This is a genomic window from Hymenobacter persicinus (assembly GCF_004167665.1).
GTDB lineage: Bacteria > Bacteroidota > Bacteroidia > Cytophagales > Hymenobacteraceae > Hymenobacter > Hymenobacter persicinus.
In genome coordinates this window covers 1-19,708 of record NZ_SEWE01000007.1, presented here as the reverse complement: position 1 = coordinate 19,708, position 19,708 = coordinate 1, and the positions used below count along the sequence as shown (strand labels likewise).

15 protein-coding genes are annotated in these 19,708 nt (G+C 62.8%); 6 read left to right on the top strand and 9 right to left on the bottom strand.

Annotated elements, in window-relative coordinates; genetic code table 11:
• Nucleotides 1-61 precede the first annotated feature (61 nt).
• The 4 genes from EWM57_RS04820 to fabG form a co-directional block, all read right to left on the bottom strand.
• Nucleotides 62-442: a hypothetical protein gene (locus EWM57_RS04820; RefSeq protein ID WP_129920005.1), complete on the bottom strand. Its 381-nt coding sequence runs from the start codon at nucleotides 440-442 to the stop codon at nucleotides 62-64.
• Between the two features lie 104 nt (nucleotides 443-546).
• Nucleotides 547-2,595: a VWA domain-containing protein gene (locus EWM57_RS04815; RefSeq protein ID WP_242509982.1), complete on the bottom strand. Its 2,049-nt coding sequence runs from the start codon at nucleotides 2,593-2,595 to the stop codon at nucleotides 547-549.
• A 193-nt stretch (nucleotides 2,596-2,788) separates the two neighbouring features.
• Complete coding sequence (locus EWM57_RS04810) at nucleotides 2,789-3,442, bottom strand: HlyD family efflux transporter periplasmic adaptor subunit (protein ID WP_129920004.1); 654 nt, start codon at nucleotides 3,440-3,442, stop codon at nucleotides 2,789-2,791.
• A gap of 361 nt (nucleotides 3,443-3,803) precedes the next feature.
• A complete protein-coding gene (gene fabG, locus EWM57_RS04805; protein ID WP_129920003.1) occupies nucleotides 3,804-4,553 on the bottom strand; it encodes a 3-oxoacyl-[acyl-carrier-protein] reductase in 750 nt (249 codons plus the stop codon).
• A 252-nt stretch (nucleotides 4,554-4,805) separates the two neighbouring features.
• Between fabG and EWM57_RS04800 the strand changes: the two genes are divergently transcribed.
• Nucleotides 4,806-6,050: an NAD(P)/FAD-dependent oxidoreductase gene (locus EWM57_RS04800; protein WP_129920002.1), complete on the top strand. Its 1,245-nt coding sequence runs from the start codon at nucleotides 4,806-4,808 to the stop codon at nucleotides 6,048-6,050.
• Nucleotides 6,051-6,163: 113 nt separating this feature from the next.
• On the opposite strand, the gene EWM57_RS04795 is transcribed toward EWM57_RS04800, so the two are convergent.
• Nucleotides 6,164-6,925, bottom strand: a complete 762-nt coding sequence (locus EWM57_RS04795) for a tetratricopeptide repeat protein (protein WP_129920001.1) — start codon at nucleotides 6,923-6,925, stop codon at nucleotides 6,164-6,166.
• Nucleotides 6,926-7,082: 157 nt separating this feature from the next.
• A complete protein-coding gene (locus EWM57_RS04790) occupies nucleotides 7,083-7,742 on the bottom strand; it encodes a tetratricopeptide repeat protein (RefSeq protein WP_129920000.1) in 660 nt (219 codons plus the stop codon).
• Between the two features lie 237 nt (nucleotides 7,743-7,979).
• Here EWM57_RS04790 and lpdA point away from each other — a divergent pair, with 237 nt between their 5' ends.
• Nucleotides 7,980-9,374 carry a dihydrolipoyl dehydrogenase gene (lpdA, locus tag EWM57_RS04785; protein WP_129919999.1) on the top strand — a complete coding sequence of 465 codons (1,395 nt, stop codon included), beginning with the start codon at nucleotides 7,980-7,982 and terminating at the stop codon, nucleotides 9,372-9,374.
• Between the two features lie 64 nt (nucleotides 9,375-9,438).
• On the opposite strand, the gene EWM57_RS04780 is transcribed toward lpdA, so the two are convergent.
• Together EWM57_RS04780 and EWM57_RS04775 are read right to left on the bottom strand one after the other, a co-directional pair.
• Nucleotides 9,439-10,125, bottom strand: a complete 687-nt coding sequence (locus EWM57_RS04780) for a hypothetical protein (protein ID WP_129919998.1) — start codon at nucleotides 10,123-10,125, stop codon at nucleotides 9,439-9,441.
• Between the two features lie 82 nt (nucleotides 10,126-10,207).
• On the bottom strand, nucleotides 10,208-11,140 hold the full coding sequence (locus tag EWM57_RS04775; protein WP_129919997.1) for a DMT family transporter: 933 nt from the start codon (nucleotides 11,138-11,140) through the stop codon (nucleotides 10,208-10,210).
• A gap of 121 nt (nucleotides 11,141-11,261) precedes the next feature.
• Between EWM57_RS04775 and EWM57_RS04770 the strand changes: the two genes are divergently transcribed.
• Both EWM57_RS04770 and sppA read left to right on the top strand, forming a co-directional pair.
• On the top strand, nucleotides 11,262-12,599 hold the full coding sequence (locus EWM57_RS04770) for a replication-associated recombination protein A (protein WP_129919996.1): 1,338 nt from the start codon (nucleotides 11,262-11,264) through the stop codon (nucleotides 12,597-12,599).
• Nucleotides 12,600-13,406: 807 nt separating this feature from the next.
• Entirely contained in the window at nucleotides 13,407-15,167 is a 1,761-nt protein-coding gene (gene sppA, locus EWM57_RS04765; RefSeq protein ID WP_129919995.1) for a signal peptide peptidase SppA, read from the top strand.
• 78 nt (nucleotides 15,168-15,245) lie between these two features.
• Here sppA and EWM57_RS04760 read toward each other — a convergent pair whose 3' ends face one another.
• Nucleotides 15,246-15,572, bottom strand: coding sequence for a hypothetical protein (locus tag EWM57_RS04760; protein WP_129919994.1), 327 nt, complete (start codon nucleotides 15,570-15,572; stop codon nucleotides 15,246-15,248).
• A 219-nt stretch (nucleotides 15,573-15,791) separates the two neighbouring features.
• Here EWM57_RS04760 and EWM57_RS04755 point away from each other — a divergent pair, with 219 nt between their 5' ends.
• Both EWM57_RS04755 and EWM57_RS04750 read left to right on the top strand, forming a co-directional pair.
• Nucleotides 15,792-18,281, top strand: coding sequence for a TonB-dependent receptor (locus tag EWM57_RS04755; RefSeq protein ID WP_242509981.1), 2,490 nt, complete (start codon nucleotides 15,792-15,794; stop codon nucleotides 18,279-18,281).
• An 81-nt stretch (nucleotides 18,282-18,362) separates the two neighbouring features.
• A complete protein-coding gene (locus tag EWM57_RS04750) occupies nucleotides 18,363-19,496 on the top strand; it encodes a PepSY-associated TM helix domain-containing protein (protein ID WP_129919993.1) in 1,134 nt (377 codons plus the stop codon).
• The last annotated feature ends 212 nt before the right edge of the window (nucleotides 19,497-19,708 follow it).

The following is a 19,708-nucleotide window of genomic DNA, read 5'->3' as shown; positions in this document are numbered from 1 at the left end:
GACTTCGCGAAATCGTTGAATGGAGTAGTCGGGACCGGGCGGCGCGGGAAAAGTTGCCGGGTTACTTAGCGGGCTTCATCACCAGCTGCACCACTTCCCGGTTGGGATACACCACAAAGTCGCCGCTGTCACGGGTGACGCGGCCGGTTTTGGTGGATTCCTCGAAAGCGTGGTGGACAAAGGTGCCGACGCGAACCGAATCGGGCTGCTTCACCGGCCGCGTCACCGACGACGAGTCGGCCGCGCCGATGAGCGTGGCGGCGTAGGCGACGGAGTCGCGGCGGGTGTAGGGGCGCAGCACGAAGCGGCCGGCGCGGTAGTCCCGGGGCTCGTCGAGGCGGAAGCTGACAAACTCCGATACGGCCGATTTAGCCTGCTTTTCCAGCCCCGGCTGACAGCCGGCGCAGAGCAGGGTTAGAACGAAAAGCGCGGAAAATTTCATGCGAAGCAAAGCGGAGAAGCGGCGGGTGAAGCCGCAAAGGTACGCCGCGCCGCAGATAGAAGCAGCATCAGTCACCTTGCCCCGCGTGCCTCAATACCTGGGCGTCAGATGCCGCCCGAATACTTGCGGGCTGCCCACTCGGCCGTGGCCAGCGCCAGCACCACAAAAAACAGCCATTTCAGGTTGATCAGGTCTTTCAGATCTTCCTGGCTGTAGATAACCGGCTTGGCATTGGCGGCGGTAATATCCTGGGTGAGTCGGGCAAACTGGCTGGGGTAGTACAGGCGGGAGTTGCTGCGGCGGCTGAGCTGGTAGAGCAGGTTGTGGTCGGCGCGGGCGTCGAGGGTTTCGAGCTGCTGCTCCTGCACCAGCAGCTCGCCGGCGTCCTGCTGCGCCTGGCCGCCGAGCGTGGCGCGGGCCGCGTAGCGGTAAAGGCCGCCGGGCAGGGCCCCGAGGTGAAGCGGGGCGCCGTCCTCGCCATTGGTGAAGCTGAAGCGGCGGGTTTGCTGCTTTTCGTCGGTGAGGGTGAGCGTAATCGACTGGTTGAAGATGCGCTCAAAGATGGCGTTGTAGGTTTCAGCCCCGAAGGTCACGTCGTCCTGGGTAGTAAAGGCGTCCTGGGTCGGGTACACGTCAAGGCGCTTCTTGTTGGCGTTGGCCGTGAGCAGCTGGAGCGTGCGCACAATGAGCCGGTCGTAAGCTTCGGGCCGGTCGTCGTGGTCGGCGGCTTCCTGCAGGCGCCACTGCCAGCTGCCGTCGGTGAGCAACGTGGCCTGGCGCTGGGCCGGCGTGCCGCCCAGCACCAGCAGAGGCTTGCGGGTTTTGAGCCGGCCCACCTGCTGAAACAGCGCCGCCTCGGCCCCGCCCGCCAGGCGCAGGTCGCCGAAGGGCACGGGGGCGGGCGGGTAGGCCGCGAAGCGCCGCAGGGCTTCTTCCTCGAACGTGAAGCGCGAAAACGCCGGGTTCAGCACCGGCGTTACCTCGTCGGTCTGGGCGCCGCGTGGCGTGATAGTCAGGCCCGTGCCCAGGCTGTTGTAGGCGTTGAAATCAGACTGCGCCCCGATAATGTAGAGGGCTGGAATGCGGCGGGCGCGCACCTGGGCCAGCACTTCGGCGCCCACGCCGCCGCGGGTGGGCAGCTGGTGCAGGATGGCCACGTCGAAATCCTGGCTTTTCAGCGGGGCAATTCCGGGCAGGTAGGTAATCAGATCAAAGTTGTCGTTTTGCAGAATAGCAGCCCGCAAAGCCTTCAGGTCGGGGTGGGGGGCGGCGCCGGCCAGCAGCACCCGCAGCTTGCCCTTCACAATTTCGAGGTAGGCAAATTTGTTGTTGTTGAGCGCCGTGAACTCGCCGGGCTGCTCTTCCACCACCACCTCGTAGCGGCGCTTACCCGGGGCGGGGGCCGTCACGAGGAAGGTGGTTTTCTGGCGGCGCCGGCCCACGGGCAGCTTCAGGCGCTGGGTTTGGAGCACCCGGCCATTTTCGCGCAGCTGCACCACGGCGGTGCCCCCGGCAAAGCCATCGTAGCTGACTTCGGCCTCAATCGGGAATTTGTTGCCGCTAAAGGCCACGCGGTTGTAGGTCAGCGCCGGCAGGCCCAGGTCTTTCTTGGGCACCGTGTCGCCCACGGCCACGCTGTAGATAGGAAAGCTGAACTCGGAATACACCGGGGAGCGGCCCTGGTTCACGATACCGTCGGAGAGCAGGACTACGCCAGCCAGATTGCGCCTGTCGTACCCGTCGCGGATGCCCGAGAGCAGGCCGTCGAGGTCGGTAGCGGGAGCCTGGAAGCGCAGCGAATCAGGCCGGGCCGGGCGGCTGGCGTTGCTTAGGGTGCGGGTTTCAACCGTAAAGCCGCGCCCGCGCAGGGTGGCGGCCAGCTGCTGGAGCCCGGCCGTGGCCTGGGCCAGCACCGGACCCGGGGTAAACAGGCCCACCGACTGCGAGTTGTCGACGGCCAGCACCACCGTGGGCTGCTCGGTGGTGCTGGTGGTCGTTTTCAGAAACGGCGAGAGCAGCAGAAAGCACAGAAAGCTCACCACCACGAAGCGCAACGCGGCCAGCGCGTAATTCAGCGGCTTGCTCCAGGGCGCCTTGGCCGAGTAAAGCAGGGCCGCATAGCCCGCCCCGACGGCCAGGCACAGCAAAATCAACCAGGGAGAAGCAGCTACGGAAATCAAAGACGGCTAAGAACAGATGGAGCACCAAGAACCCCGAAACAAGCGGCATAGTTGCTTGTCCGCGGCGGCTGCCGTTAGTCGGCAGCCGGCCCGGCGAAGGTAGGAAGTTGCGCGCTGGCAGCCGTTACAATGTTGCCGGTCAGCTCTTCGGGCCAGGGCTCAGCCGCTAACGGGTCAGCAGCAGGGCCACCTCGGGGCGGCCGATGGTCCCCGCCAGCAACAGGGAAGCCCCGGCGCTGGCGCCCGCCACCGACTTGCGCAGCTGCACGGCCACGAGCGGGGCGGCGGGGCCGGCGGAAGTCCAGCTGGTAATTTTGCCGCGGACCGGCGCGCCCGGGGCGCTGGCCAGGCTCACCTGCACACTGTCGCCGGGGTGCAGGCGGGAAGCCACGGCCGGGTGCAGGCGCACGAGCAGGCGGGTCTGGTCGGTGAGCGTGGTCAGGGGCGCGTCAGGCGTCAGCAGCTCGCCCACGGACAGCTGGGGGCGCGACAAAACGCCGTCGTGGGCCGCGTTGAGGTAGGCCACGGCCTTGGTGGCGCGGACCTTAAGCTTGGCTAACACCTGGCCCCGGCGCACGTACTGGCCTTCGTAGAAATATAAATCGGTCAGGATGCTGGGCGTGGGCACGGCCACGGGGCTGGTCACGAAACGCACGAGCTGGCTGGCTTCCGGCGCGGCCGGGTTGGTGCTGACCGGCGTCAGGGTCAGGGCCGTGGGCACGACTGGCGTGGAGGGTTGTTGGGGCAGAGGCAGCCAGATGGGCAACGCCGAGCCAACGGTGACTACCGCCAGCAGCGCAATGGGTAACAGAAATTTCATGGGTGACAAGGGGCAACGCACGGCCGGGCGGCTGGAAAGCTGGGGGCTTCCGGGAGCGGGAGGCGTTAGGACGTTGGGAGGTGCGCATGGGCCGGGTGCCCACGCTAAGAATGACGAACGGCGGCCGCTTTTACTTTACGGCGCCCGGATTTTTTTTGGCTGGTCGGGGCCGAAACAAAAAAAGTTCGCCCGCCACGCTGACCGGGCGCGGCGACGGTGTACAACCGGCCCGTCAGCAGATTGTTGGCGCGCTGGCCAACAAAAGCGCCCGGCCCCAGCCGGGGGACTACAAAACAAAAAGCCCGGTCGGGAGACCGGGCTTTTACCAATAAAGCGGGAGCAGAGCGCCCTCTGGTTGTTTTTACGTCAGCATGCCGCCATCGACCTGCAACACCTGGCCGGTGATGTAAGCCGAGTCGTCGGAGGCCAAAAAGGCGGTGGCTTTGGCCACGTCTTCGGGAGTGCCGCCGCGGCGCAGCGGAATGGCCTTGCGCCACTCATCCACCTGCTTGGGGTCGAGGGCGTCGGTCATTTCGGTTTCGATGAAGCCGGGGGCAATGGCGTTGCAGCGGATGTTGCGCGAGCCCAGCTCCAGGGCCACCGACTTGGTGAAGCCGATGATGCCGGCCTTGGAGGCGGCGTAGTTGCTTTGGCCGGCGTTGCCTTTCACGCCCACCACCGAGCTCATATTAATAATAGAGCCGGCCTTGGCCCGCATCATGGGCTTGGTAGCGGCCTTGGTCAGGTTAAACACCGACTTCAGGTTCACGGCCAGCACCTGGTCCCACTGGCTTTCACTCATGCGCATCAGCAGCCCGTCCTGGGTGATGCCGGCGTTGTTGACCAGAATATCGAGCTTACCGAACTCGGCCACCACGTCTTCCACCAGCTTTTCGGCCTGGGCGTAGTCGGAGGCGTCGGAGCGGAAGCCCTTCACTTTAGTGCCGTGGGCGGCCAGCTCCGTGGCCAGCGCCTCGCCCTTTTCCACGCTGGAAAGGTAGGTGAAAGCCACGTGGGCGCCCAGCTGGGCAAAATACACCGCAATGGCGCGGCCAATTCCTTTGGAAGCCCCCGTAATCAGGGCCACTTTTCCGTCGAGCAGTTTTGTCATGGGGCGAAGATAGTTTTTTTGGTTTTTGGGTGTTGGTTTTTGGTTTTTGGCCCCCGCCGCCCACTGCGTCCTCCGCGCAAGCTTCCGCATTCTGGGCGGGAAATGACGGCGGGCTTTTGATGGGCCATCCGGGCTTTTTACCCCGAAAAGCCCGCCGCCCGCCGCAATGCCGCCGACAAGTCCCCATCTTCGTAGCCGGGACGCGGCCCCAAACAAGCCCGAAACCAAAAACGAATAACCAAAAACCAGTCAGTGGAAGTCGATATCTGTATTCTGGGGGCCGGACCGGGCGGGGCCACCGCGGCCCTGCACCTGGCCAACGCCGGCCAGCGCTGCCTGCTGCTCGACCGCGCCGCCTTTCCCCGCGACAAAGTCTGCGGTGATGCGCTCAGCGGCAAAGTTATCAACGAGCTGCGCCGTATCGACCAGGCGCTGCCCGCCCGCTTCGGCGCCGCACCCCTGCAGGTGCCGAGCTGGGGCATCGACTTTTTCGCGCCCAACGGCCGCCGCCTCGGCATTCCCTTCCGGCCCGGCTTCGACAAAGCCCGCGACCCGGCTGCCGGCCACATCGCCAAGCGCATCGACTTCGACAACTTTCTGGTGGAAGAAGTGCGTCGCCGCCCCGAAATCGACTTCCGCGAAAACGTGGACGTGGCCCGGCACGAGCAGCTGCCCGACGGCCGCTGGCGCCTGAGCACCGCCGACGGCAAGGAGGTAGCCACGGCCAAGCTGCTGCTGGTAGCCAACGGGGCCCAGTCCAGCTTTGCCCGCCAGATTGCCGGCCACGCCCTGGAGCCCGACCACCACTGCGCCGGCCTGCGGGCCTACTACGACGGCGTGACGGGCCTGAGTCCCAACAACTTCATTGAGCTGCACTTCATCAAAGACTTTCTGCCCGGCTACCTGTGGGTGTTTCCGCTGCCCAACGGCCAGGCCAACGTGGGCGTGGGCATGCTCACCAAGGCCGTATCGGCGAAGAAGGTGAACCTGCGGGAGCGGCTGGCCGAAATGCTCGATACGCATCCGGCGCTCAAGGAGCGGTTTGCCGGCGCCACCCGCCTCGGGCCGGTGCGCGGCTTCGGGCTGCCGCTGGGCTCGAAGCGCCGCGCGTTGTCGGGGGCGGCCTACCTGCTGCTCGGCGACGCAGGCTCCCTCATCGACCCATTCAGCGGGGAAGGCATCAGCCACGCCATGGTATCGGGTAGGCACGCCGCCGACTGGGCCGGGCGGGCCGTGCAGGCCCAGGATTTTTCCCCGTCATTTCTGCGGCAGTACGACGCGGCCGTGTACCGGCGGCTGGGGCAGGAGCTACGCCTGAGCCGGGCCATGCAGCGCCTGCTCAACTTCCCGACGCTGTTCAACTTCATTGCCAACCGCGCCGCCAGCAACCCGACCCTGGCCGAAACCCTGTCGAGCATGTTCATGGACCTGGACCTGCGCGAAAGACTGCGCCAGCCCAGCTTCTACGTCAAGCTGCTGTTTGGCGGCAAAAAGTAGCGGCTCATCCTGTAAGGCCCGCAACGGGTGCTACAGAACTAAAAAGCCCCGCCGTATTGCTACGACGGGGCTTTTCTTGTAAACGGAGCCGGCTCATTGTCCGGGCCGCGCAGTTACTCGTTGCCGGTGTAGCGGCGCAGGCTTTTGGCGGCTTCGGGGTTCAGGGTAGTGGCTTTTTCCAGGTCCAGTTTGGCTTCCTTGGGCTTGTTGATGGACGAGTAGCAGATACCGCGGTACTCGTAGGCGTCGGCGTAGTTGGCGTCGAGGGCAATGGCCTTGGTGAAGTCGGGAATGGCGCTGCCGAAGTTAAAGAGCTGCATTTTGGCGGCCCCACGCCCAAACAAGGCTTCCTTGTCGGTGGGGTTGTACTTGAGGGCCTTGGAAAAGTCGCTGATGGCGGGCGTGTACTCCTTGAGCTTAAGCCGGGTTAGGCCACGGTTGTAGTAGGCTTCGGCGTTGGTGGGCTTGATACGCAGCAGCGTGTTGTAGTCCACAATGGCCTCTTTGTAATCTTTGAGGTGGCTTTTGGCCTTGGCCCGCACCAGCAGCGCATCGGCATTGCGCGGCGCCGACTTGAGCATGGCGTCGGCAGTCCGGATTTCGGCTTTGTAGTCGGCGTTGGTTTTACGGGCGGCCGGCTCTACGGGTGCGGGCGCGGCAGGAGCCGCAGAAGCCACTGCGCCGGCATCGGCCGGAGCGCCGGGTGCCGGGGCTGGGGTAGCGGCGGCGGGGGCAGCAGGCGTGGTGGCCGGCACGGCGCTGGCCACCACCCGGCGCGAGTCCGGGCTGTCCTTTTCCACGGTGGTAGCACATTGGGTGGTGAGCAGCACCAGCGCGGCGCCGGCAAGTACACGAACGGTAAACAGGTTGGTCATCGGACAAAAAATCAGAAGGTCGGGCAACAGAAACGGGGAGCCTAGCCGGCGTCGGCGGTCAGCGTGTAAGACGTGAAGCGGCCGTTGAGGTTGTGCTTTAGGCAAAAAAAGCTCCCGAACCAGCGGCCCGGGAGCACAGCAAGACAAAGCAGCTGAATTACTTATGCGTACGGTAGCGCTTGAGGGTCTTCTCGGCTTCGGGATTGAGCTGGGCGGCGCGCTCCAGGTCGGGCAGGGCCAGCTTCTCCTGGTTCGACATGGAGTAGCAGATGCCCCGGTACTCGTAGGCCTCGGCGTTGTTGGCGTCGAGCTTGATAAGCTCCCCGAAGTCGGGAATGGCGGCTTTGTAGTTCGAGAGCTTCATCTTGGCCACGCCCCGGTAGAGCAGGCTGGGCTGGTGGGTGGGCATGAGTTTGAGGGCCTTGCTGAAATCGGCAATGGCGAGGGCCAGCTGGTCGTCGCGGAGCTGGGCCGTGCCGCGGGCGTAGTAGAGCTCCGCGTTGGTGGGCTGCAGCCGGATCAGGGTGGCAAAATCGGCCAGGGCGGCCTTGTAGTCCTTTAATTCCACGTTGGCCTGGGCCCGGCTGAGCAACGCTTCGGCATTGCGCGGGTTGGTTTTCAGGGCTTCCTCGGCCGTGCGCAGCTGGGCTTTGTACTCGCCGTGGGTGAGGCGCCGGACCGGGGCGGCGGCGCTGGCGCTGCCCCCGGCGGTGGCCGTGGCTACGGAAGCCGTGGGCTCGGTAAAGCTCTGCTGCTGGGCCCGGACCGCCGACGTGGCGAAGACTCCAAAAACGAATAGGACGGCAACGTGTTTCATGGTTGGTGGAGGGGAAAAAGAGGGCAGAAAGAATAAAAAGAGTGCGGCCAGGAGGCCAATTGGGCCTTCTGAACGAAACTTTGGCTTCGCGTCGGAAGATGGATTCGGTGCTTATCTTTACCCCGCCATGCCACCAAACGGCCCGGAATATTCCCGGACTTTCTTGGCTTAAGCAAGAAGAAGTAGGCGGGCTACTCTTACAAAGGACAAAAAAATCAACACAAAACACAAATTAATATGGCATTGCAATTCGACCTGGTCGTGATTGGCAGCGGCCCCGGGGGCTACGTAGCCGCCATCCGCGCTTCCCAACTCGGACTGAAAGTGGGTGTGGTGGAGCGGGAGTCGCTCGGCGGAATCTGCCTCAACTGGGGCTGCATCCCTACCAAAGCCCTGCTGAAAAGTGCCCAGGTATTCGAATACCTCCACCACGCCCAAGACTACGGTCTGAAGGCGGACGGAGTTGGCTTCGACTTCAATGCCGTAGTGCAGCGCAGCCGCGGCGTGGCCGACGGCATGAGCAAGGGCATCAACTTCCTGTTCAAGAAAAACAAGATTGAAACCGTTTCGGGCACCGGCAAGCTGCTGGCGCCCGGCAAGGTGGAAGTCACCCGCGCCGATGGCACCAAGGAAACCGTTGAAGCCAAGCACATCATCCTGGCTACCGGCGCCCGTTCGCGGCAGCTGCCCAACCTGCCGATTGACGATAAGAAAATCATCGGCTACCGCAAAGCCATGACCATGGACGCGCTGCCTAAGCGCATGGTGGTGGTGGGCTCGGGCGCCATCGGCGTTGAGTTTGCCTACTTCTACCGCACCATGGGCACGGAGGTGACCATCGTGGAATTCCTGCCCCGCATCGTGCCGGTGGAGGACGAGGAAGTGTCGAAGCAGATGGAGAAGTCGTTCAAGAAAATCGGCATCAACATCCTGACCAGCGCCGAGGTAACCAGCGTGGATACCGCCGGGGCCGGCTGCAAGGTGACCGTGAAAACCGCCAAGGGCGACCAGCAGATTGAGTGCGACGTGGTGCTGAGCGCCGTGGGCGTGAGCACCAACCTCGAAAACCTGGGCCTGGAAGAGCTGGGCATCAAAACCGACCGGGGCCGCGTGCTGGTCGACGACTTCTACCAGACCAACGTGCCCGGCATCTACGCCATCGGCGACATCGTGCCCGGCCCGGCGCTGGCCCACGTGGCTTCGGCCGAGGGCATCATCTGCGTCGAGCAGATTACCGGCCACCACCCCGAGCCGCTCAACTACCAGAACATTCCCGGCTGCACCTACGCCCAGCCTGAAATTGCCTCCGTGGGCCTCACCGAAGCCGAAGCCAAAAAGCAGGGCTACGACGTGCTGGTGGGCAAGTTCCCCTTCTCGGCCTCGGGCAAAGCCTCGGCCGCCGGCGCCAAGGACGGCTTCGTGAAAGTCATCTTCGACAAGAAGTACGGCGAGTGGCTCGGCGCCCACATGATTGGCGCCAACGTGACTGAAATGATTGCCGAGGTAGTCGTGGCCCGCAAGCTCGAAACCACCGGCCACGAAATCATCAAGGCCGTGCACCCGCACCCCACCATGTCGGAAGCCATTATGGAAGCCGCCGCCGCCGCTTACGGCGAGGTTATTCACCTGTAAGCTTCAGGCGTAGAAGCCAACAAAAAGGCCCGCTGCATTGTGCAGCGGGCCTTTTTATTTGTAGCTAATTGAATTTCGCGTCTCTGGTAAGGTCATAATCATCCAGCCCTAGATCAAGGCTGAATAAGGCAACCAGCATCTTTACAACTTCCTCCCGATTGAATGTTTTCGGGTCGCGTCTGGCGTGGATATAATGCTCTTGGCTGATTTTCTCGGCCACTTGCCCTACAGTCCGTAGCTGGAGTGTGCTTCCAAAGCGCACTGCGGCTTTCAAACCGATAATGGCTAAAAGGACACCCAGTAATCCAACTTTCGCGTCAGCAAAACATACTATTAGGGAGACAGGAATGCTTAAAACCAGCAAAATTGTAACCCATTCCGGAGGTCCCACTAGGTTGATTTCAAAACCCAGGTAGTGCTCTGCCTTTTTTATGGCCTGTCGGGTGCTTCGACTCGGTAGTACGTCAGCAAGCTGAGTTGTGGGCGAAATGGTCCGGCTGTCAATTGACACTGCTTGCCCAAGCGCCGCCCGGAATTTATAAAACGCCTGCTGGCTGGTACAGCTATTTGTATGGTTTGTATAGTCAAGCGAGATTTTGCTGGTGACATAGTCGCAAAAGCCTCCGAAAGTAGTGAGGTGCGCTAGTTCGCCATCGACAAAGTTAATATCGAAGGATTGCCCTATTTTATCAAACAGGGCTTCAAGGTCCACGGGGTCAACGTTCCTCAAATCGTAGATAGGCTCGCTCATAATGGCTAGTTTTGTAAAAGCTTTGCTCTGCAACCTAAGCTTTTCTTAGCCGCCAATTTCAGGTGTGCGGGTAGTACGAATTTTAATCCTGCACCGCCTCCAGCGGCACCGGGTCAGCCGGGGCGACTTTGGGCTTGCGGCTCACCAGCCACACGCCGGTGAAAATCAGCAGGGCCTGTCCGGCCCGGGCCAGCGTGAAGTGGTCCTTGCCCAGCGACACGGCAATGATGACGGCCAGAATCGGCTGCAGGTAGATGTAGACGCCCAGCAAAGCCGGGGAGGCGTACTTTAAGGCCCAGTTGTTGAGCAGATAAGCCAGAATGGTCAGGCAGATAATCATGTAGAGGATTTCGGCCCAGATGTAGAGCGGGAAGCTGGAGTAGTTGGTAGTGAGGGCCTCGCGCCAGCCGAAGGGCACGGCCACGAAGGCGCCGACCAGAAAAATGCGGGCCAGCACCGTGAACGGGTGGTATTTGCGCATCAGCGGCGTGACCAGCACCAAATACACCCCGAAGGCCGTGGCGTTGGCCAGAATAAAGAAGTTGCCCAGCGTGGCATTGGGGCCGGCGTGAGGACCCACGGCCCGGCTCAGAATAACTGAGGCGGCCCCCGCCGCGCCCACCCCGATGCCCAGCACCCGGGTCAGGGTGATTTTCTCGCCCAGCAGCACCGCCGAGGCCAGCACTACCACGATGGGCGCAATGGTCTGCAACAGCGAGGCATTGATGGGAGTCGTGTAGTTCAGGCCCGAGAAAAACAACAACTGGTTGCCCCCGATGCCGATAATGCCGCACAGAATGGCGCGGACGTTGTCGGCCCGGCCCACGAGGCGGTCTTGGGGCGCGGCGAGCCGGCTGGCCACGGCAAAAAACAGCGCCGCCCCCACGATGCGCAGCGTCACGATGCCGAAGGGCCCCATGTAGTCGGGCATCACGTCTTTCGACAAACTGTAGTTGGCGGCGTAGATAAAGGCCACCACGAACAGGGCAGCGTGCACTTTGAGCGAATTCTTCATGGCCCGCAAAGGTAGCACCCCGCCGCGGCGGTAGCGGCCGAGCTTACCGATTTCTGCGGCCGGGGCGTCACTTTCGGCGGGCCGGCGGCGTACCTTTACCGTTCTACCCCGACCTTTCCCGATGGCTACCGGCTCCCTTTTCGACGACTCTGAACCCACCGCGCCCAGCGCCCTGCTCACGGCCCGCCCGGGAGCCCCGCTGGCCGAGCGCCGCCGCCCCCGTACCCTCGACGAGTACGCCGGCCAGCAGCACCTGATTGGTCCCGAGGGCGTGCTGCGCCGCTATCTGCAGGCCGGGCGGCTGCCCTCGCTTATTCTGTGGGGCCCGCCCGGCGTGGGCAAAACCACCCTGGCCCACCTGCTGGCCAATGAGCTCAAGCAGCCCTTTGCGGCCCTGAGCGCCGTGAATGCCGGGGTCAAGGACGTGCGCGACGTAATTGAGCGGGCCAAGAAGCAACGGGGTACGGTCTTGTTCATCGACGAAATTCACCGCTTCAGCAAAAGCCAGCAGGACGCTCTGCTCGGGGCCGTGGAGCAGGGTATCGTCACGCTGATTGGGGCCACCACCGAAAACCCTTCGTTCGAGGTGATTCCGGCCGTGCTCAGCCGGGCCCAGGTCTACGTGCTCGAGTCGTTGAGCAAGGACATTCTCACCGGCATCGTCGATAAGGCCCTGGCCGAGGATGAGATTCTCCGGCAGAAAAAGGTGCGCATGCAGGACTACCACGCCCTGCTCACCATCTCGGGCGGCGACGCCCGCAAGCTGCTCAACCTGCTCGAAATCGTGGTCGAGTCGGCCCGGCCGGACCCGCAGACCGGCGAAATCATCATCACCGACGAGGTGGTGCAACAGCTGGCCCAGCAGCATCTGGCCCGCTACGACAAAGGCGGGGAAATGCACTACGACGTCATTTCGGCCTTTATCAAGAGCATCCGCGGCTCCGACCCCAACGCGGCACTCTACTACTTGGCCGTGATGCTCGAGGGCGGCGAAGACCCCAAGTTTATTGCCCGCCGCCTGCTGATTCTGGCTTCCGAAGACGTGGGCATGGCCAACCCCAACGCCCTGATGCTGGCCCAGAGCTGCTTCCAGGCCGTCACGGTTATCGGTATGCCCGAGGGCGACATTATCCTGGGCCAGACGGTGGTGTACCTGGCTACCTCACCCAAGAGCAACGCCAGCTACAAGGCCATCCGCACGGCCCGGGCCCTGGTGCGCCAGCAGGGCGTGCAGCCCGTGCCGATTCCGCTGCGCAACGCGCCCACCAAGCTTATGAAGGAGCTCGGCTACGGCGACGAGTACCAGTACTCCCACGACTACGCCGGCAACTTCGCCGCCCAGGAGTTTATGCCCGCCGCCCTGAGCGGCCACCGCTTCTACGACCCCGGCCACAACCCCCAGGAAGCCAAGATTCAGGAGCGCCTGCAGCAGTGGTGGGGCGCGAAGTACGGCTACTAGCCCGGCCGGAACCAGCTCCGTAAGAGTGGTCGGCCGAAGCTGTTCGGGGGCGCGCAGCCGGCGGCGGTGTGCCTAGAAAGGCGCTGGAACGTCGTGCGGCGTATGGGGCGTAGCGAATCAGAAACGAAGCATCGAGCCTGCTGTCGTTGAATTATCATCTGTCATCCTGAGCAGAGCGAAGGACCTTACGGGAGAAGAACGACCAGCGTAACAACGACTCTTGCACCTGGCAGTAGGTCCTTCGCTCTGCTCAGGATGACAGACATTTTTTAGTCAACTCTAGGAAGGAAAGCTAGGCTAAATGTTTTGGCTACGCTTCAGTAAGGTATTATCCAGACCGCCTCGCCCATCTGGGCGGGACTGACCAACGTTTTCCGGAATGCCTCGCCCGGGTGTAGAATGCCGTCCTAACTTTCTACGTCGACTTCCGAAACCTTGCGAAGGTCGACCTAACTTTCTACGCCGACCTCCGAAAGCTTGCAAAGGTCGCCCTAAGTTTCTAGGACGGTATTCCACAGCTGTGGAATGCCCGTCTAACTTTCTACGAGGGCATTCGAAGGGTTTAGAATACGCTCCGAAGTTTCTAGAGTAACCTCCGAAAGCTTTCGAAGGTCACTCGAAGTTTTTCCATAGGCCTCAGCAAGTCGGAGCGGAACCCGCCGGAAAAAACGACTCGCCTGCAATACGCGGCTTTCTCATTCGTCAGCCTGAGTAGAGGCAACCTTCGGCCGCTGTTGCGCTTCTGTAAGAGTGCCCAAAGCCGTTTACCTTTACCGGCACCTTTCCTGATTCCACTTTATCCTTTTTATGAGACAGTTTTTTAAATACGTGCTGGCCACCATCGTGGGCCTGCTGGTATTCGGCCTCCTCTCGGTGCTCGTCTTGCTGGGCCTGGCCGCCGCGGCCGTCAGCTCCGACAACTCGGCTACGGTCGCCAAGGACTCAGTGCTCGAAATCAAGCTCGACAAGCCCGTGGCCGAGCGGGAAAGCCGGGAGTCGCTGGGCGCGCTGTTCAGCAGCCAGGCCGACAACATCGGGCTGGAAAACATCAAAGCCACCATCAAGCGGGCCAAAACCGACTCCGACATCAAGGGGCTCTTCCTGAACGTGGAGCTAGTGCAGGCCGGCCGCGCCTCGCTCGAGGAAATCCGCACGGCCCTGCTCGACTTCAAGAAGTCGGGCAAGTTTGTCGTGAGCTATGCCGACGCCCAGTCGGAGGGCAGCTACTACCTGGCCTCGGTGGCCGACAAAATCTACCTCAACCCCCAGGGCACGCTCGAATTCAACGGGGCCAGCTCCGAGACGATGTACTACAAAGGCCTGTTCGAGAAGGCCGGCATCGACGCCCAGATTTTCCGGGTGGGCTCGTTTAAGAGCGCCGTGGAGCCGTTTTTCCGCGACAGTATGTCGGACTCGGCCCGGCTGCAGACCACCTCGTTTCTGAACTCGCTCAACGACTTTATGCTGGCCCACGTGGCCGAGTCGCGCAAAATCGCGCCGGCCCGCCTCAAGGTTATCAACGACTCCACGCTCGTTCATAATGCGCAGGATGCCAAGCGCTACGGCCTCGTCACGGACCTGGGCTACTACGACCAGGCCCTCGACTACATGAAGGGCAAAGTGGGCGTGGCCAAGGACAAAAAGCTCAGCCTGATTACCCTCGACGACTACGACAAGGCCGATAAGGACGACGAGGGCAGCACCAGCGGCAACCGCATTGCCGTCATCTACGCCGAGGGCGACATCGTGACCGGCAAGGGCGGCAGCAGCAGCATCGGCAGCACCCGCTTTGCCGAGGCCATCCGCCAGGCCCGCCTCGACGACAAGGTAAAGGCCGTGGTGCTGCGCGTGAACTCGCCCGGGGGCTCGTCCCTGGCCTCCGACATCATCTACCGCGAAGTGGCCCTGACCAAGAAGGTGAAGCCCATCATCTGCTCGATGTCGGATGTGGCGGCCTCGGGCGGCTACATGATTGCCATGGCCTGCGACACCATCGTGGCCCAGCCCAGCACCATCACCGGCAGCATCGGCGTGTTTGGCGTGCTGCCCAATATTCAGCCCCTGCTGCGCGACAAGCTCGGCATCACCACCGACCGCGTAACGACGGGCAAGTTCTCGGACTTCCCGACCATCACCCGCCCGCTGTCGGCGTTTGAGAAGCAGCAGTTTCAAAACGAGGTCAACCGCATCTACGCCGACTTCACCACCAAGGCCGCCGCGGGCCGGCACATGCCGGTGGAACGCCTGCGCCGCTTTGCCTCGGGCCGGGTGTGGTCGGGCACCGAAGCCAAGCAGCGCGGCCTGGTCGACGTGCTCGGCTCGTTCGACGACGCCATGCGCATTGCCGCCCGCCGGGCCAACCTAAAGCCGGACGACTACCGCATCCAGCGCCTGCCCCGGCAGAAAAGCATGCTGGAAAGCTTATTCAACGGCTTCAGCGCCGAAGCCCGGCAGCAGCTGGTAAAGCAGGAAATGGGGCCGCTCTACCCGCTCTACGAGCAGTACAAAACCCTCTCGACCATGCAGGGTGTGCAGGCCCGGCTGCCCTTCGAAATGACGATTCGGTAAGTTGCCTTACCCAGGAATAAAAAGGCCCGCGCACCCAGCGCGGGCCTTTTTTGTGCCGTAGGGCCGGCAGAAAAGCACCTAGCTGATGGCGTCGCCGGCCAGCAGGGCTTCGGCTTCGAGCAGGAGGGAGGCGCCCTTGAGCAGGTCGTGGAGCATGAATATTTCCTCCAGATTGAACACAAACGCCTGGCACGCCACCGGCCCCGGCAGCGTAATGCAGCGGGTAGCCGGATCCGGCAGCACGGCCGCGTGCCGCTCGTAGAGCCGGGCCGTAACAGCCGACCAATCGGTGACTTCGGCCCGCTTCAGGCACAGGGCCACGTTGCCAAAGTACAGGTGCAGGCAGCAGCCCGTGGGGCAGCGCGAAATGCAGCCGAAGTCGTTGTGGTGCAGGTACTGGCGCATAAGAAGTACAAGCGTGAGCTGTGGTGGAATGAAGAAGAAGAGGCGGTCGGGAGCGGTTGGGGCTTCAGCCGCTGGGGCCGCAAAACCGCCGGGTAGTCCAGCGGCCCAAAGGTAGAAGGGCAACGCAGGTTGGCAAGAACTATTTAGAATGATTTTAAATAATATTTAGAATTAATCTAAACAGTTCTACTTTTGCCCCACACCTAACTGAACTGTACCATGCACGGGAGTATTACCCGCCGGCAGCAAACTGCGCTCACCACGCTGCTGATGGCATTGCTGATTTCCTGTTCTTTCTTTGCCCAGGCCCAAGTCCAGACCCCGACCTCGGGTGCCCAGGGCCACATCAGTGCCGGCAGCGGGCAGCCGCTGGCGGGTGTGGCCGTGGGCGTGAAAGGCACCACGCTGGGGGCCAGCACCGACGAGAAAGGCGACTACCGCATTGAGGGCCTCACGCCCGGCACCTATACCCTGGGCGCGCGGCTGGTGGGGTTCACGAGCCAGGAGCACCGCGTCCGGGTAAGCGCGGGTGAAACGGCCGCCCAAAACTTTATGCTCAGTGAAAGCACCGAGCAGCTCAGCGAAGTGGTAGTGGAAGGCAAACAGGCCAATAAGTTTGCCCGCAAACAGTCGGAATACGTGGCCAAGATGCCGCTCAAGAACCTGGAAAACCCGCAGGTGTACAGCACCATCGGCAAGGAACTGCTCAGCGAACAACTGGTTTTTTCCGTGGATGAGGCCATGCGCAACGCCCCGGGCGTGCAGAAGATGTGGGAGGCCACGGGCCGGGCCGGCGACGGCGGCAGCTTCTACAACAGCCGCGGCTTCGTGGTGCAGAGCCAGCTGCGCAACGGCATTGCCGGCAACGTGACCAGTGACATCGACGCGGTGAACCTGGAGAAGCTCGAAGTGATTAAAGGCCCTTCGGCGACGCTCTTCGGCAGCGCCCTGACTTCCTACGGCGGACTCATCAACCGCGTGACCAAGCGCCCCACCGACTCATTTGGGGGCGAGGTGAGTATGGCGGCCGGCAGCTACGGCTTTCACCGCGTCAGTGCCGACGTGAATTTGGTGGACGCCAACGCGCCCGCTGTCCAGCCCAAAGCCCTGGCTTTTCGCCTGAACACGGCCTACACCTACGAAGACAACTTCCAGAGCCAGGGCTTCGCCAAAAACCTGGCCGTGGCGCCCAGCCTTACCTACCGGCCCACCGACCGGCTGACCATCAACGTGGACGCCGAGCTGTATCAGAGCCGCAACGTGGGCAAGCAGCTGATTTTCTTCTACTACCCCACCGCCCAGCTCGGCTTCGACCGGGCCGATAAGGCGCCCGTGGATTACCGCAACTCCTACACCGGCGGGGGGCTGACCCAGACCTCGCGCAGTGCCAACTTCTTCGGGCAGGTCAACTACCGCATTGCGCCGGGCTTCACGTCCTCGACCAACTTGACCTCCAGCCACAGCTACTCCAACGGCTTCGGGCCCTACTTCTACTTCCTGCCCGACGTGGCCCTGGACTCCACCGCCGGCCCCGGCACCCACCACCTGGCCCGTGCCGACCAGTCGACCAACAACAGCCGCAACCAGGTGTTTGAGGTGCAGCAGCTGTTTAATGGCGACTTCCGCCTGGGCGGTCTGCGCCACCGCGCGGTGCTGGGCCTGGACTTTCTGCGGGTGGATTCCGATATTGAGTTCTTCGGCGGGGCCGGCGACGTAGTGCCGCTCGGCGTGCCGGGCTACGACTACGGCCGTACCTTCAACGGCGGCGCGCTGACGAGCTTCTACGCCACGCTAACCCAGAAAAGCACGTATCCAGTCACGACCAAAGCCAACACGTACAGCGCCTTCGCCTCGGATGTGCTCAACCTGACCGACCAGCTCAGCGTGCTGGCCGCCCTGCGCCTCGACCACTACGACAACAAGGGCGGACTGCTGTACGTGCCGGTGCAGGCCTACTCCCAGACCACGTTGTCGCCCAAGTTTGGGGCGGTATTTCAGCCGGTACTGGACCGCGTGGCCTTGTTTGCCAACTACCAGAACAGCTTCATCAACCGCGGCGCTTATTTGGGTACCGAGCAGCAGCCCACCGACGCACCCCGGATTGCCAAGCCCGAGCAGGCCAACCAAGTGGAAGCCGGCGTGAAGCTGGACGCCGCCAGCGGCAAGGTCAGCGCCACGGTGAGCTACTACGACGTGCGGGTGAAAAACATCCTGCGCGACACGCCCACGCTGACCAACCCCCAGGCCAAAACCCAGAACGGCACCCAACTCAGCAAGGGCGTGGAGCTGAGCGTCATTGCTAACCCGCTGCCGGGCCTGAACGTGGTGGGCGGCTTCAGCTACAACCGCTCGGCGTTGACCCGCAGCACCGACGACGTGAATAACCGCCGGCCGGGCACGGCCTCCTCACCCTACCTGGCCAACCTGTGGCTGAGCTACCGCCTGCCCGAGGGCAAGCTGCGGGGCCTGGGCACCGGTGCCGGGGGCAACTACGCCAGCGACAATAAAATCGTGAACAGCGTGAGCATGGGCACGTTTACGCTGCCGGCCTACATGGTCCTCAACGCTTCGGTGTTCTTCGACCAGCCCCGGTACCGGCTGTCGGCCAAGGTCGACAACCTCACGAACCAGCGCTACTGGATTGGCTACACCACCATGAGTCCGCAGAAGCTGCGCAGCGTGGTGGGCAGCGTAGCCTACAAGTTTTAACGGGTTGCCGCACTGTTTCGAGCGGGTGTGGTGGGGCCGCGGCGGCGCTAAGCCCGCTCGAAAGACTAACATTGACTGCCGATGACGTTTAAAAAAGCAGTTCTGACCTTGCACCTCTGGCTGGGGCTGGCCTCGGGCCTGGTGGTGTTCGTGGTGAGCTTGAGCGGGGCCGTGTTCACGTTTCAGGACGAGGTGCGCGACGCCGTGGAGCCCTGGCGGCTCGTAGACGGGCAGGGGCCGGAGCTGCCGCCCTCGCGCCTGCAGGCCACGGCCCTGCGCCACCACCCGGCAAACACGGTCAGCTACCTGATGTACTTCGGGCCCGGCCGGGCCGCGGCGGTGTATCTGGCCGACAAAGCCGGCGGCAGCTTCGTGGCCTACGTGGACCCCTACACCGGCCGGGAGCTGCACTTCCAGGACCTGCGCCGCGACTTTTTTACCCTCGTGCAGTACCTGCACATGTACCTGCTGCTGCCGCCCGCGGTGGGGGAGTGGGTAGTGGGCCCCGCGGTGCTGATTTTCGTGGTAATGCTGGCTACCGGCCTTATGCTGTGGTGGCCCAAGCGCAAAACTGACCGGCACCGCAGCTTCACCATTAAGTGGGGCGCCCGGTGGCGGCGCGTCAACTACGATCTGCACAGCGTGCTGGGCTTCTACGTGGCCGCCGTGGCTTTGCTGATTGCCCTGACCGGACTGATGATGAGCTACGAATGGCTGCGTACGGCGGCCACGTTCGTCAGCAACGGCGGCCAGACTCACCCTGCCGAAACCACTCCGCCCGTTCTCGATACCCTGCAGGTGGTTTCGGAACCGAAGCAGCCGGTTATCGACCGGTATTTCGAGCAGATGCGCCGTCTCTCACCGGGCTACGCCATGTTGTTTTTGGCCGCGCCAACTTCCACGAAGCAACCCGTATTCGGCATCGCCTACCAGCGCGCCCTGCGCTTCTACCACCGCGACGACTACTATTTTCACCCCGTATCGGGGGAGCTGCTCCGCCGCCTGCCCCACGGCAGCAAAAGCAACGGTGCCAAGCTCGTGGACATGAACTACGACCTGCACACGGGCCTGGTTCTGGGGCTAGGGGGCAAAATCGTGGCTTTTCTGGGTAGCCTGCTGTCGGCCAGCCTGCCTCTGACGGGCTTCGTGGTGTGGTGGGGCAAGCGCAACAAACCCGAAAAGCCGCGGCGGACGGCGTACCCGGCCGGGGCGTAGGGCTGATAGCCGCTTGGGGCTGGCGCTGCCCGGCCCGAACCCGTACCTTGCCGCCCCAACCTAGCTTTCTATGCAAGATTTTCACGAAGCCACCGCCCACATCCGCCAGCAGATCGGCGACTTCCAGCCCGAATTCGGCATCATCCTCGGCACCGGCCTCGGGGACCTGGTCCAGGATATCGATGTGCAGTTTACGCTGCCCTACGCCGGCA